This window comes from Butyrivibrio sp. TB (genome assembly GCF_900110805.1).
Taxonomy (GTDB): Bacteria; Bacillota; Clostridia; order Lachnospirales; family Lachnospiraceae; genus Butyrivibrio; species Butyrivibrio fibrisolvens_C.
The window spans coordinates 1-13,866 of record NZ_FOER01000043.1; the positions used below are offsets into that span (position 1 = coordinate 1).

Annotated in this window: 16 protein-coding genes and 1 pseudogene; 4 read left to right on the plus strand and 13 right to left on the minus strand. The window is 37.6% G+C overall.

The genetic code is table 11. The features are described from left to right. Positions 1-171: pseudogene (locus BMX21_RS19225) on the minus strand (ISNCY family transposase); the annotation flags it as partial. A 171-nt stretch (positions 172-342) separates the two neighbouring features. On the opposite strand from BMX21_RS19225, the gene BMX21_RS18545 reads away from it, so the two are divergent. Beyond that, positions 343-2,022, plus strand: a complete 1,680-nt coding sequence (locus BMX21_RS18545; protein WP_092046895.1) for a vWA domain-containing protein — start codon at positions 343-345, stop codon at positions 2,020-2,022. A 122-nt stretch (positions 2,023-2,144) separates the two neighbouring features. Here BMX21_RS18545 and BMX21_RS18550 read toward each other — a convergent pair whose 3' ends face one another. Beyond that, a complete protein-coding gene (locus BMX21_RS18550; protein ID WP_092046900.1) occupies positions 2,145-2,345 on the minus strand; it encodes a hypothetical protein in 201 nt (66 codons plus the stop codon). A gap of 141 nt (positions 2,346-2,486) precedes the next feature. After that, positions 2,487-3,299 (minus strand): metallophosphoesterase, encoded by an 813-nt coding sequence (locus BMX21_RS18555; protein WP_092046903.1) that lies wholly within the window; start codon positions 3,297-3,299, stop codon positions 2,487-2,489. Between the two features lie 317 nt (positions 3,300-3,616). On the opposite strand from BMX21_RS18555, the gene BMX21_RS18560 reads away from it, so the two are divergent. Continuing rightward, positions 3,617-4,336 carry a hypothetical protein gene (locus tag BMX21_RS18560; protein ID WP_092046906.1) on the plus strand — a complete coding sequence of 240 codons (720 nt, stop codon included), beginning with the start codon at positions 3,617-3,619 and terminating at the stop codon, positions 4,334-4,336. 71 nt (positions 4,337-4,407) lie between these two features. Here BMX21_RS18560 and BMX21_RS18565 read toward each other — a convergent pair whose 3' ends face one another. Both BMX21_RS18565 and BMX21_RS18570 read right to left on the minus strand, forming a co-directional pair. Further along, positions 4,408-4,647: a hypothetical protein gene (locus tag BMX21_RS18565; protein WP_143057303.1), complete on the minus strand. Its 240-nt coding sequence runs from the start codon at positions 4,645-4,647 to the stop codon at positions 4,408-4,410. A 116-nt stretch (positions 4,648-4,763) separates the two neighbouring features. Beyond that, positions 4,764-6,095, minus strand: coding sequence for an ATP-binding protein (locus BMX21_RS18570; RefSeq protein WP_092046913.1), 1,332 nt, complete (start codon positions 6,093-6,095; stop codon positions 4,764-4,766). Positions 6,096-6,461: 366 nt separating this feature from the next. Between BMX21_RS18570 and BMX21_RS18575 the strand changes: the two genes are divergently transcribed. After that, positions 6,462-7,724 (plus strand): ATP-binding protein, encoded by a 1,263-nt coding sequence (locus BMX21_RS18575; protein ID WP_242829123.1) that lies wholly within the window; start codon positions 6,462-6,464, stop codon positions 7,722-7,724. Between the two features lie 53 nt (positions 7,725-7,777). On the opposite strand, the gene BMX21_RS18580 is transcribed toward BMX21_RS18575, so the two are convergent. The 7 genes from BMX21_RS18580 to BMX21_RS18610 form a co-directional block, all read right to left on the minus strand. Then, entirely contained in the window at positions 7,778-8,008 is a 231-nt protein-coding gene (locus tag BMX21_RS18580) for a GNAT family N-acetyltransferase (RefSeq protein WP_092046917.1), read from the minus strand. Next, complete coding sequence (locus tag BMX21_RS18585; protein ID WP_092046921.1) at positions 8,008-8,223, minus strand: aspartate dehydrogenase; 216 nt, start codon at positions 8,221-8,223, stop codon at positions 8,008-8,010. Before BMX21_RS18585 ends, BMX21_RS18580 begins: the two co-directional genes overlap by 1 nt. Before the next feature lie 68 nt (positions 8,224-8,291). Then, positions 8,292-8,915 (minus strand): DUF1349 domain-containing protein, encoded by a 624-nt coding sequence (locus tag BMX21_RS18590; RefSeq protein ID WP_092046925.1) that lies wholly within the window; start codon positions 8,913-8,915, stop codon positions 8,292-8,294. Between the two features lie 14 nt (positions 8,916-8,929). After that, on the minus strand, positions 8,930-9,562 hold the full coding sequence (locus BMX21_RS18595) for a sugar O-acetyltransferase (protein ID WP_092046940.1): 633 nt from the start codon (positions 9,560-9,562) through the stop codon (positions 8,930-8,932). Positions 9,563-9,882: 320 nt separating this feature from the next. Next, positions 9,883-10,191: a DUF262 domain-containing protein gene (locus BMX21_RS20250; protein ID WP_442857327.1), complete on the minus strand. Its 309-nt coding sequence runs from the start codon at positions 10,189-10,191 to the stop codon at positions 9,883-9,885. A gap of 49 nt (positions 10,192-10,240) precedes the next feature. Continuing rightward, on the minus strand, positions 10,241-10,429 hold the full coding sequence (locus BMX21_RS18605; protein ID WP_092046928.1) for a hypothetical protein: 189 nt from the start codon (positions 10,427-10,429) through the stop codon (positions 10,241-10,243). Between the two features lie 58 nt (positions 10,430-10,487). Then, on the minus strand, positions 10,488-11,708 hold the full coding sequence (locus tag BMX21_RS18610; RefSeq protein WP_092046931.1) for a DUF2130 domain-containing protein: 1,221 nt from the start codon (positions 11,706-11,708) through the stop codon (positions 10,488-10,490). Positions 11,709-12,164: 456 nt separating this feature from the next. On the opposite strand from BMX21_RS18610, the gene BMX21_RS18615 reads away from it, so the two are divergent. Further along, positions 12,165-13,511, plus strand: coding sequence for a WYL domain-containing protein (locus tag BMX21_RS18615; protein ID WP_092046933.1), 1,347 nt, complete (start codon positions 12,165-12,167; stop codon positions 13,509-13,511). Between the two features lie 129 nt (positions 13,512-13,640). Here BMX21_RS18615 and BMX21_RS20130 read toward each other — a convergent pair. Continuing rightward, on the minus strand, positions 13,641-13,866 hold a 226-nt coding region (locus BMX21_RS20130; RefSeq protein WP_177174116.1), incomplete at its 5' end, for a transposase domain-containing protein.

Genomic DNA, 13,866 nt, shown 5'->3' on the forward strand with positions numbered 1-13,866 from the left:
ACGGGATCTTCCCGTTGATGCATAGAAATGATTTCTAAAGGAAATCGGAATAATTTCATCAAGATCGATATAGGTTTCTAATAGAGACAGAAATGCAGGCTTGTCATTTTCAAATTTATCCTGGCAGTCTGAATAAATATCAGCCAAAGAAAGCTGTTTGTATGGTATCATATATATCAGAATAACTCCTTTCTTGAGTGTTGGTAGGTAGTTTTTGGACAACTCTATTTTACCATATCCGGTGAGGGGTTATTCATTTTTATTGCAATAAAAATGCCGTATTTATGCGGCTTTTGGCGTTTCGCAAACGCCTAATATAATTAAAAATGGGAGGAGTTACTTATGAAAAAAGTAATCAATGGGGTAATCTCACTTGCCCTGGCTGTATCACTTACAGCCTGTTCCGGCGTCAAGACCGGAAACTCAACTCTGGACAATGCACTAAGCTATGATGATGCTGTTTCGGAGCTTGACACTTTTGTAAAGGATATCAAACCTACTACTGTATCACCAAGACTTGACGTAGATATGTCAGAAGCATCAGTAGCTGATTCACTGGCAGATATTGATACCTTTGAGATGATGCTGACAGGCAGCGGAAGCATTAACATCGAAATCGCTGCACCTTCAGAGTTCTCCGGTAGCAGTTATCCGGATGAATGGCTGGTAGCTGTAGGGCAGAACTTCAACAAGGAAGGCTATACTATCAATGGCCAGAGTGTAAGCGTCTCTATAAGGAAGATTTCTTCAGGTGAGACTCTTACTTACATAACAGAAGGCGGCTACAAGCCCGATGTATACATACCTTCTAACTACATGTGGGGAGATATGCTTAATGCAAGCGGTGTCAACACCACTCTCCTTGCTGACAGACTTGCAGGTAATACCGCAGGTATCCTTTTGTCCAAAGATGTATATGATACATATTCAGAAAAACACGGCGAAGTAACTGTAGACGGCATACTTCAAGCAGCCATCGAAGGTGATCTTGTATTCGCTTATACTAATCCATATACATCTGCTACAGGTATGAACATCCTGTGCTCCATGCTTCACTCTTTTGATCCTTCTGATCCTCTTTCAGAAAATGCAGTATCCAAGCTTGTAGAGTATCAGAACAATGCGCCAACTGCAGCATATACTACTTCTATACTCAAGGCTTCTGCAGAAAAAGGTATCATCAATGCCATGGTTATGGAGAAGCAGACCTATATCAACACAGCTGACCTTAAAAACTACGTATATACTCCTGCAGGTGTACGCCACGACCATCCTGCCTATGCCTTCAGCTGGACAGAAGGTGACAGACTTGAAGCTGCTAAGATGTTCATAGATTATTGTCTTACTGATGAAGCTCAGAAGATGGCTACTGACAGAGGTTTCAATCTTGATGATGATTACGTATCTGAAGATTATGGTATGACAGGTTCTGATTATCTCTCTGCACAGAAAGTATGGAAGACCAACAAGAACGGATCAAGACCCACAATCGCAGTATTCGTCACTGATATATCAGGCTCTATGAATGGTACTCGTATCAATTCACTTAAGGATTCACTTCTTAATACGATGCAGTATATTGATTCCAGTAACTATGTAGGACTTGTAAGTTATAGTGATGATGTATATATAAATCTTCCGGTTGCCAAATTCGATAATACTCAAAGAGCATATTTCAGCGGCGCTGTCAAAGATCTTAATGTAGGCGGTCAGACTGCTACCTACGATGCAGTTCTTGTAGGACTCCAGATGCTCCTTGATGCCAAGAAAGATGTTCCTGATGCTAACTGTATGCTGTTTGTATTGTCAGATGGTGCTCAGAATGCCGGATACAGCTTAAACCGTATCACTCCTATCGTAGGCGGACTTGGAATATCTGTATATACAATCGGTTATGAGATGAGCGATTCAGACAAAACTCAGTTAAAGAGCCTTTCAGAGATCAATGAAGCTGTCTGTATAGATGCTGATTCAGAAGATATTGTCAATGAACTTAGAAATCTGTTCAATGTAAATATGTGATATTTTCTTTAGTGTTTGTTCAAGACAATTATTTTAAATTATCCTGTTGAGATTTGCTATAAGCCTTATCTCAACAGGATTTTTTCTTTAACCCAAAAGCGTAGCTATATCAAGTATTGCAATTAGGTCATCTTCTTTTTCTTAAGATCAGGAGTGGTGAGGCTTCCTGTGTTTCCATTAAAGCTTCCGAATGTAAACACCCTTGCAGGTGAAAGGATCATTCCAATAATAATTCCAATAAGAATCAGACAGATCGCGATAAGTTTGATCTCCTTTGCGCTGCACTTGCCTGCTTCAACTTTAGAAATATAATCTTTGATCAACGTAGTTTCCTCCATTTAAATTCATATTGCAATTCATATAACTCTAAAATAATATCATAAAAATTACATTCTTACTCATATTATCATTCTTTGAAGACAACAATTCGCTCTGGTACATCTACTAATTCGGCTACAATCGGTTCACTCAACGTCTATTATTACGACTTCTGGATGATTGAAAAATCTTGGATAAGGCATTCTTTCACGGCAAAGGCCTCTGCTTACAACCATATCTGTACCATTTGAAAGCTCATATAAGCCGTCAACATATTTTGGAAAACGCCCCTGATTTGGGGAAACAACGCCTACTCCTGTAAAAGGGATCCTCCACTGTCCTCCATGAGCATGTCCGCATACTACAAGGTCATAATCATAGCCTGCGTATACATCGACAAGTTCAGGTCTGTGCGACAACAAGATCTTGTAGCTATCCTGGTATTCCTCACCACAATCCGTCGCTTCTAACTGCCTGATCCAATCATCCATAGTCATGTATGTTGGATCATCAACTCCTGCTATCACAATGGTATTTCCATTAACCTCGATGGCAGAATACTCTCCCTCCAAAGCCGTTACATTATTTGCTTCAAGGTATTCTTTTATCTCATCCTGCCTGCCGCTCCAGAACTCATGATTGCCTGTAACATAGAAACATGGATATCTGTCGCAGACACCTTCTATGAAGAGCCTTGCGTTCTTTTCGCTAAATTTGTCATCAAAGATATCACCGGACATCAGAATAATGTCCACATTCTCATCATCTATCATCTTGATAAGCTGCGACTGGTTCCTGCCATAATAGCAGGAATGAAGATCTGTTATAAGCGCAATCCTGATGGGAGTATCAATCTTATCATTTCCGCTGACTGTTATGTGCTCGGTAACAGGAACTTCGAACCAAAATATAATTGCCAACAAGGTTACTATTACTATCAGTATAATTTTCTTTATCATATAACTTTTTCCTTTTCTGTCTCGTTCATGGCATCTTCATGAAAACCAAATTCCCACTCTAAGAATCTCACTAAACAATCCGATCCTTATATGGTGTCACACCTACATCATTATAATATAGTAAACAGCTATCCGTTTACAATCAATCTCGATTGTAAGACGCATGATTCCCAGGTATAATAACTGATATCGTTTTTTAACAAAAAATATTTTTTTAGTAAATGATAATACCGCATCCATAGAATTGCCAAAAAGCTTGGCTTTGAACAATCAAAAAAGATGATCCGCTGGATGTGGACATAAGAAAGGATGATCACATGAGAATAATTTTTATTGGTAACAGCCATACATATATGAATGATATGCCGCAGCTCGTAAGCGAGATGATTGAAAGCGCAACCGGCGAAAAGTGCGAAGTAGTAATGCTGGCATATTCTGCCAGATCTTTAAAATGGCATATGGGCGAAGAATACTTTTCTGAGAGGTTCAACATTCTTCATGGAAAATATGACTACTGCATAATTCAGGAGCAGGCACATCCGATGACTGACGAAGCAGATACAATAGCCTACGCTGCAAGGATCATAGAACTGTGCAAAAAAGCTAATACTGTTCCTGTCATATTTGAAACCTGGGCAGAGAAAGTAAAGCCTGAGAACCAGACTGAAATGAATCGAAGATATCAGAGCCTTGCAAAGGATCAAGGTGCATTACTTGCTCCAATTGGAGAAGTTTGGAGCTCTGCTATGAAGGAGCTTCAGGATTCCTTGGGCGCAGACCTGTACTACCGCGATGGGGAGCATGCATCTGCAATCGGCGACTTCCTTGTTTCAATGGTACTTACCAAGCTAATAACTGGAAAGCTCCCATCGGAAGACTTCTTAAAAGCATATGATTTTACTATACCAGATCAGAACTGGTTCCCTGTAAAAGAAGATATCGATAATGAAATAGTTTCGATATCTAAGGATGTCGCAACAGTTATTAGAAAGCATGTTTCTGCTCATGCTGCTCTCCCTTTTGTAACAAAAAACTAATTATAAGTTGCAATAATAATAATCCCTCACGGCGCAGATGCCGCAAGGGATTATTATTCACTATACAAATATTAAGATTTATCCTTTTTAAGCTGTTCCAATTCTCTTTTAAGAACTTCTAATTCCTCGGCCATCTGCTGACGCTCTTTTTCGCTTTCCTTTATTTCCTGAGCCATCTGCTGACGCTTTTCTTCGCCTTCCTTTATTTCCTGAGCCATCTGCTGACGCTCTTTTTCGCCTTCTTTCAAGCCCTCAGCCTTGCCTTCACGAAAAACTTTAAAATCAGGTAAATCCAGTACTTTTCCACCCATAATTCCACCTACCTTCTCCTGAACCTTTTCATGATTCATAGATGTTTGTAAACAACCTTATGTGTCAATCTTATGATATCCTTCGTAATTTGATTAAATATGAACGAGCCAGCACACTAGCTCTCCAAAACTTTTTCGTCTAACAGAAAATCAAACAAATCTATTGTTAATACACCCTCATCGTCATATGTAGGATTGAGGCCAGTCTTAGCAACTACTATTTTCTTAAATGAATCATCGATATAGTATAGACTCTTTTTCTCTTGCGTCTGCTTCTCTTCTGACTCCATCGATAAAGCAGATTGAATGTAAAACTTCTGATCTCCTTTTGTTGCTATAAAATCAACTTCTAACGCTTTCTTTGCATATATTGGCTTACCATTTACATCTATACGATCAGTTTTTTCATTGATAGTTACCTCTCCAACATCAACATTAAAACCTCTATATCGCAACTCATTATACAGAATATTCTCCATAATATGAGTTTCTTCAATCTGTCTGAAGTTTAATCTGGCGTTTCTTACACCCACATCTTCAAAGTATAATTTGAATGGAGACCCGATATATTTTCGACCTTTGATATTATATTTATTTGCTCTTGAAACGACAAAGGCATCCTGAAAATAATCAATATAATCAATGATAGTGTCCCTAGTAATACCTTTATCTAAGTTTGTTTTAAATGTATCTGTTATCTTCTTTGCATTAACCGGGCTACCAATCATAGAGGCTAGAATGTTGAATGTATCGCCAAGCTCTACTTTTTTCTTAATTCTGTTGTGAGTAATAATATCTTTTAAGTATGTTTCTTCACAAAGGTTTTTAAGATAAGTATATTTTTCTTCCTCACTTCGCATTTGTGCAACAAGAGGAATTCCACCTGTTACAACGTACTCTCTCCAAGCCCTTTCCGGAGACAATTCTGTTCCTTGCATGTATTCTGAAAAGGCCAATGGTAATACATGTACTACTGTCCCTCTTCCCTTAAATTCAGTTGCAATATCTGATGATAAGAACTTAGAGTTAGAGCCAGTAACATAAATATCGTAATTGGTATGTCTTAATAGGCCATTAAGGGTTCCAACAAAATTATCAAGCAATTGAACTTCATCTAGTAAAAGATAGAAATTATCTTTATCATTGGTTTTGTCTTTTATATATGCTCTAAACTTCTTTGCATTAACAAAAAGCATATCTGGTTTTTGTCCAATTTTAGTAGACTCTTCTGGAATGTATGCATCGAGTAAATCTATGTCTTCGTCGGAATCAAAGGCGAAGCGAATAATATTAGTACTTGGAACTCCCAAGTTCAATAGATACTTATAATAAAGCTCATTTAGCAGATACGATTTACCTGCTCTTCTGGCTCCTGTTATGACCTTTATAAGTCCGTTCTGCTTTCGCTCTATTAATCGATTTAAATAAAGATTTCTAGAATACTCCATATATAACCTCACTTTTGCAAAAATCTTTGAATTTTGTCGATTACATTATATCATTATAGACATAAATTCACAACTTGTACTCGATAAAAATCAAAGATCTTTGAATTTTGTCGAGTATGAGTTGTGCGTTGCAAGTGATGTATACATATATTTTTTAATCAGGCTGTTGCCACATCGATGATAGTGCAGTTGTAATTGGCAAAAAAGTTTTTGCCCACTTTAATATGTATTCCGTAGTCGCTGTAAAACGGTGGATTAATAAAAGTATGGCGTGACCATACTTGTTGATTTTAACGTTAGCGTTTTTGATATTTTTGCAATATCGCAAACGTTAAACTTGATTCTGATGCTTAGCTTTGATAACATATGAATGAAAACACCTTCGAAAGGAATAATGATATGGATTGGTACCCTCGAGAAAACTACTTGAAAAAGATCCGCGACTTTTATCATACGACTGACATTATCAAAGTGATCACTGGAGTCAGAAGATGCGGAAAATCCTGTCTCATGGAGACGATTGCTTACGAACTTAAGGAATCCGGAATTCCGGCGGAGAATATTATTTATTTTGATCTCGACAGCAAAGACTACAACAAGATCCTGAAGCCGGAACAGCTGGAACAATTGATCGAATCGGTTTCTGCAATAAACGGTACAAAGTATCTTTTTATCGATGAAGTACAGAATGTAAAAGGGTTTGAGACTGTACTAAATGGATTTCGCGGAACTAACGAATGGTCAATCTTCATTACCGGCTCAAATTCATATCTTTTAAGTGGTGAGCTTATGACAAAACTCACCGGAAGATATATCGAATTTGAAATGTTCCCACTCTCTTTCGAGGAATATGAAGACATTAAAAAGTTCTACGGAAAAGAGATCGCACCGGATCGTCAGGAAGAGTTACAGAACTACATATTGGAAGGCGGATTTCCCAGAACGATCCTTCTTGATAATATGGCTGCAAAACGTAGATATGTACAAAGCGTTATCGATGAGATCTTTGAAAAAGACATCAGAAGAAGATTGAAAATCCGCAATAAAAGCACTTTTGAAACTGTTCAAAAATATATCATTAATAATTTCGGTGCAACAACAAGCCTGAAAAGTCTTAAGAAAGCAATTGAGAAAACCGGGACCCCAATCAGTGAGGCAACAATAGCACGATATATCAAAGCCTTACTGGATGCTAAGATCCTATATGAATGTCCAAGGTTCGACATGAAATCGAAAAAATCCTTAAGCGGAGAGAAAAAATACTACCTGTCCGACACCGGGTTTTATTATGTCCAAAACACCGATAATAGGATAAATTTCGGTCCCGTCCTTGAAAACATCATATATATATACGCAAGATCCCACGACTATTCTGTAAGTGTCGGAAGGATTGGGAAACTGGAATGCGACTTTATCCTAAGGGACAATGAGATGCGTTATTCCTATGTACAGGTTGCTTATACAATAGCACTGTCCAAAGATACAGAAGACCGCGAATACAAACCTCTTGAATCTATAAAAGACAATTACCCTAAATATGTTGCCACTGTAGATTCGCTCCTTCAGAAGCGCAATGGTATAGAACACATTAATCTTGTGGACTTCATGAGAAAAGGTAAAAACTTCTAGTGTTTTAACGTGTGCGTTTTTGACATTACATCAATTTCGCACACGTTAAATGCTTATATTGGAAGAATCTCCGCTTCATCATGATCTTTCCAAAATACTCTGAGACACCCTGCAACTCTGCCGGAATCATTCCAACCAAAAACATGGATCGCATCCTGGTCACTATCGTCTAGATCCTGATATACACAGTCCTGCTCTACTACAAAAATCTCAGCTCTGGTTTTTAATATCTCATAAAGCTCTGTGGTGCTGAGCTCTTTAAAATGCTTTATTACAAATTCCATCAGTAAATCTTCTCAACCTTTTCCGTAATCCCATACTGATGCATAAAATCAGCGATTTCTGCATCGCTTCTTACAAGCATCACTTCCTCAAAAACCCCGGTATGAATATCCTGAAAACCGGCTACCATTTCACCATTACAAATACTCGCTCTAATAACCGGCTTCTTATTATCCTTGTCATAGGTTAGCTTTTCAGGCTTCTTCTTGAAAAACATTCTACTCATCCCCCTATTTAAGCGTTACGGTTACATCCTTATTTACAAGCAAATGTCATCATGTGCTTTTACACTTTATACAAAGAGTCAGGTACCTGATCCGGCTGCTGCCCATCGTGAGCCTTCCACGCACATTCTGTCAGCTCCATATTAGTAAACACTGCCTTAAAGCTTGAGTCTTCCGGACTACAAGCATATATACCAAAAGAAATCTTCCCCGCACCTTCCCACATATGGCATACTCTCATCTGAGAAAATTCTAATCCATCGTAAGAGCATTCAATGCAGTAATCATCCTCTCTTCTACTGAATCTGTACCACATCTCTCTGACATCTGCAGGAATTGCAGTAGTAGCCCAGTCAGAATATCCATGATTAGTAACAACAGATCCAAGATGCTGGAACTTATCATTTTCATACTCAACGGAAGCCTTAAGCCAATTCTCTGAATCAAGATACATGACTATACCGCACTGATCAAAACGATGATGGCTGTCTGTAAAATCAGTCCTAACTATAAATGAAAAGAACTTTTCTTCTGTATCCATCTGAAATACAGGCGCATTGTCATTTCGAAAATGGTAATAAGTCCTCTGCCAGAGATCTGTATGCGGCATTGTTGTTACTTCTATACTATTTTCATTAATCTGAAAATCTTTTGGCTGTCTGAGCCATTTCATTTTATCAATCATAGTACAATCCTCTTTTACTCAGCGAAACCTCGCTCTACAATGTCATTCCAGGCTTCCTCATCTATTAGTTCATCCTTGAAAAGTTTTTTCCTGTCATCCTCTGTAATAGTACGAATAACCCTGCATGGATTACCTGCAGCGATACTCCAGTCTGGAATATCTTTGGTAACAACGCTGCCTGCGCCTACAACAACATTATCTCCAATAGTAATTCCGGGACAAATCACTGTATTGCCGCCAAGCCAGACATTATCGCCTATAGTAATTGCTATTCCATACTCATATGCTGAATTGCGAGTGGTTGGATATACCGGATGCCCTGCTGTATATATAGCAACATTAGGCGCCATCTGACAGTTATCACCTATACTGACTGTTGCCACATCGATGATAGTGCAGTTGTAATTGGCAAAAAAGTTTTTGCCCACTTTAATATGTGTTCCATAGTCGCAGTAGAATGGTGGATTGATAAAAGCACCTTCTGATCCCGGAAGAAGCTCTGCAACAACTTCCAGGATCCCATCAAAATCGCTCCTATCCATAAAATTCAGTTTCTGCAATATCTTTCTGCACTTCTTCTGTTCATCCATTACAGAATCATCAGAAATATAAGCTATCTCTTTATCACGACGTTCTAGATTATTCAATGTTACCCCTCCAACAATTATCAATGCTTGATCAGATCTTCCTGTAATTATCATATCTATCATTTTGGAAAAAACAATAAGTCTCCCACTATGCAAACGCCGCGTAACAATGCCTAAACAAAGAAAAGCAGATGCAACATTGTTACTGTAGGCTTTTTTCTAAATATATGCCTAAGAAATGATACTAATCACCCAATCAATCAGACCAGCAGATTCATTAACAACTAGTTACTGCCAGATACCTGTCTTGCCACAAATCTATACCTGTTTTCAGTTTCTTCAACGCTTCTGAACCAGCCATGTTAACACAACACGGTACTTTAGTTCTGACAAGTCTTCAAGATATCTTCGTCATAACCATATTTCTCGGCATTTTTAACGATATGATCATAGCAAGCACGCAGCAAAACACTTACCGTTGTAAGACGCTGCTGTCCATCTATTACAGAAAACCTCGAAACATTTCCAGAGGTTGCCAATTCATTTTTCAGAATGATTGACCCGAGAAAATGGTTCTGATTTCTACTGGTTAGATTTGATAGCAACTCACTCCAGTTATCGTCATCCCACACATATGCTCTCTGAAAGAATGGAATATCGTAGTAACTTGGTGTTGCTAAAAATAAAATGACTTGTCTTCTGCTCTCATAGCCTAATTCCTCTCATATTGCATCCGTATCAAATATTCTTGTACTTATCTATATCCAGCCCTTCCCTCCTGGCCATTTCAATAAGTTTCTCGTTTGATGCATCCTGAACATCACACATTTTCATGAAGCCAAAAACTCCGGAGAATACAGCACTCTGCGCGCCGTATTCGGTCATAAGGTCATTGCGAAGTCTTTCAAAATCTATATTCTCAGACATAATATACCTCTACTCATTATATCAAATTTATAGGAAAAGCATTTCATTGTTACCAGCTCTATTTAATATCCTTTAAGTCTTCAAACTTCATCCTCATAGTAGGATTATCTTTTGTTAGTTTCTTCACACTAACATCCTCAACCTTGTTAGTTGCTATACGAAGCTGGTTGTCAGAACCTAATAATTCTTTCTTCACCTTTTCAAGATGCGTAATCGTCTTATCGATTTCCTCAATTGCCTTATCAAAGTGATTATGTGCAATATCATAGTTCCTACTGAAATCATTTTTGAATTGCAGCAACGAATCCTCGAAATTAGAAATATCAATATCTTGGTTTCTAATAACTTCAAGCTCCTGTTTGTACATAAGCGCATTCATGGCTGCGTTACGAAGCAGAGTAATCATTGGAATGAAGCACTGTGGACGAACAACATACATTTTCTCGTACTTATAGGATACATCAACAATGCCACCATTATAGAGTTCACTATCTGATTCCAGTAATGATACCAAGACAGCATATTCACAGTTTTTCTCTCTGCGATCCTTATCCAGTTCTTTGAAAAAGTCTTCATTCTTATGCTTTGTAGCTGTGGTGTCCATCTCATTTTTCATTTCAAACATAATAGAAATAATTTCATTCCCATACTCATCTAATTCTCGATAGATATAATCGCCCTTTGAACCAGAACGAGCATCGTTGTCTTTTTCAAAGTATGCATTAGGGAAAGCAGTCGCTCTAAGCTGATTAAACTGAATCTCACAATGCTGCTCTAATGTTTCTCCAACCATCTTTGTTGACATCTTAGTTTTCATATCCTTATAAAACTCTATCTGACGGTCTTTTTCTTCTAGGAGAATCTGGGCCTTTTCCTTTTCAGATTGAAGTTCTTTTTCAAGATCATGCTTTTCATCCTCTGCTTCTTTCACAGCTTTAAGAACCGCAATCTCCTGCTTAGACTCAGCACCTTCGACTTTACTTTGAAGTTTCTGATTGTCGTTTTCCAATTTTTTCTTATCATTCTCAAGCTTGTCCATCTGTTTTCTAAGCTTTTCAATTTCTTTATCATGTGATTCTTTAAGTTCAAGAACGACCTCGTTACGCACTGCATCGAGCTCCAGCTGGTGTTTTTCTGCCATAGTAGTTTCTAACTCTAATAATCTGCTATTAACATCCTTATTAAATTCTCTGTCTCTTATTTGACTTACAATTGAGCTAAGCTCCGCGTCATCAACTGTAAATGCCTGACCGCAATGTGGACACTTTAATTCTGCCATAGTAAATCTCCTCCTTGATTATCATAAAAATCTATTATTAGTTACTTTTTATAACAGCTTCTTTTGAAGTTTGTCTTAGAAAGGATTCGGCCAGCTGATCTCCTTTATATTCCCCTACTAGCCTAGTTGCTCCATGAGAATAGAGCTTCGAATTTCTACTATCCAGAGGAAGGATCATTTCATTCAAAATTCGATTAATATGAATAACACTATCAAACAAAAGACAATTTAAAAGAGGCTATACCGCTAAAGGAGACAACCACAAATCAAATAAGAGATACACAAACAACACAAACACAACTGCTGTATAACCTCTTTTAAATTGCCTTTCTTTTTCTTCCCTGTTCTTTATATATACATAGTACAGCCCTCAGTTCATTCTTATTCCGAATTATACTTGTTATTTCTCCTATTTCCTTTAAAATAAAGATATATACTGTTTTTCAGAGGTGGATCATGGCAAAAAACGATTACAAGCAAATAGTGCTCAAATACCTTTTACAACACTCAAATGAAGAAATAAAACGAGAAATACTGATTTCAGATACCGGAATCTCTAAATCTAGACTAAGCGAAATCTTAAATTCAATACGGGCTGATGGATATACCATTGTATCGCCCCCAAGGAGCGGTATTCTCATGCTAGAGCAATTAGATAACCAGCTCGTGCTACCTGCAATAAAAGACGCTGACTTAAGACAATGGATCATCATATTCCTTCTTTCAAGATATGGTGCTCTCAGCTTTAGGGATCTGGTTCTTAAAACACTTAGTGTTAAAGACTATGATATGGAATACTCATTAAAGCTTAACAATAGAAAAGTCTATGACGATAATAGCCTAATTAAATCCATAAGATCAGAATCAGCTACATCTATTATTGAAGAGGATGATATCGATGTTGCCAATGATTACATCTCCATCACTACTCTGAGAAAAGATTTAAATGCCTTAAGAGATGCTGGATTAGTTTCTATGGAAGAAGGGCAAAAAGTAACTTACAACCTCACTAGCAAAGCTCCATATATTATTCCTATTTCAGGAGACAGCTTATCTGAATTTTGTTTGAAATATGAGGAACATGTTTCTGCTACTTCTGAACTATTGCCCATAAAACAAGCATACAATAAAATTCAAAAAATAATATCTTGGGATGGCTCAAAAAATGAGCAGCGAAGATTCGGAAAAATAAATCAGATTAGTGAATTCCAAATTGAAAGGTTCAACTATTTCATTAGCCATTCATACAAAGATTATCGCATAACGCTTCATTCTGAATATAATGGCAAGGAGCGCCACGATACTGTCTCTGTAGGCTTGCTTTTTTATAGTGTAGAAACAAATTCTTTCTATGCTTTATGCTATAACCACACCCATAAACGTATCGAAGCCGATAGATTAGATTTCATAGATACCATTACAGAAGAAAGCCTGCCCAACAAGATTTTTCATTCGCAAGAATACTATCAAATATACAACGAAATGTTTGGACCAGGCTATTATCCCAAGGTATACCATGTTAAAGTACTGCTCCAAGACTTTGGCAACGTTATTGCCAGATTTCGTAATCTAACAAGCATTAGAAAAGATTCATCTATACGAATAATTGATAATCCTCCCGAAGGTTGTATATACAAATATATATATGAAGACAATGTGCGAGGTTTAGATGACTTTGCGCGAATACTAAGAAGCTTTGGATTATCAGTATTAGCCGTAGAACCTCCAGAGTTGAAAGATAAAATGGAAAAAACTTACACTTGGATTATTGATAAATATGAGAATATGGATGGATTAACGTAAGCGCTAAATTTTCCGGTGGGTAACACATCCACCGCAAAAATATTATTAGGTACAAGGGCTTTTGCCCATAAAATATACCCCAGCCTCGTAGGAGACTGGAGCACCTTGACAATTCACATATGATAAAGATTACAGTGCATCGAAGATTGCATTCTGATGTTGACGATGGAGTTCGTCCAGAGCTTCTTTGCATTCAGGATTCCATGGGCAAAGCTTCTCAAGATCTTCATCGCTAGTTAGAGATGTTGGACATTTCATGAGAAGATATTTCAGATAGTAGTAAACATCAACACCATTAGCTTTAGCTGTCTCAACAATGGAATAGGTAAGAGCACTTGCCTCTGCCCCATCAATA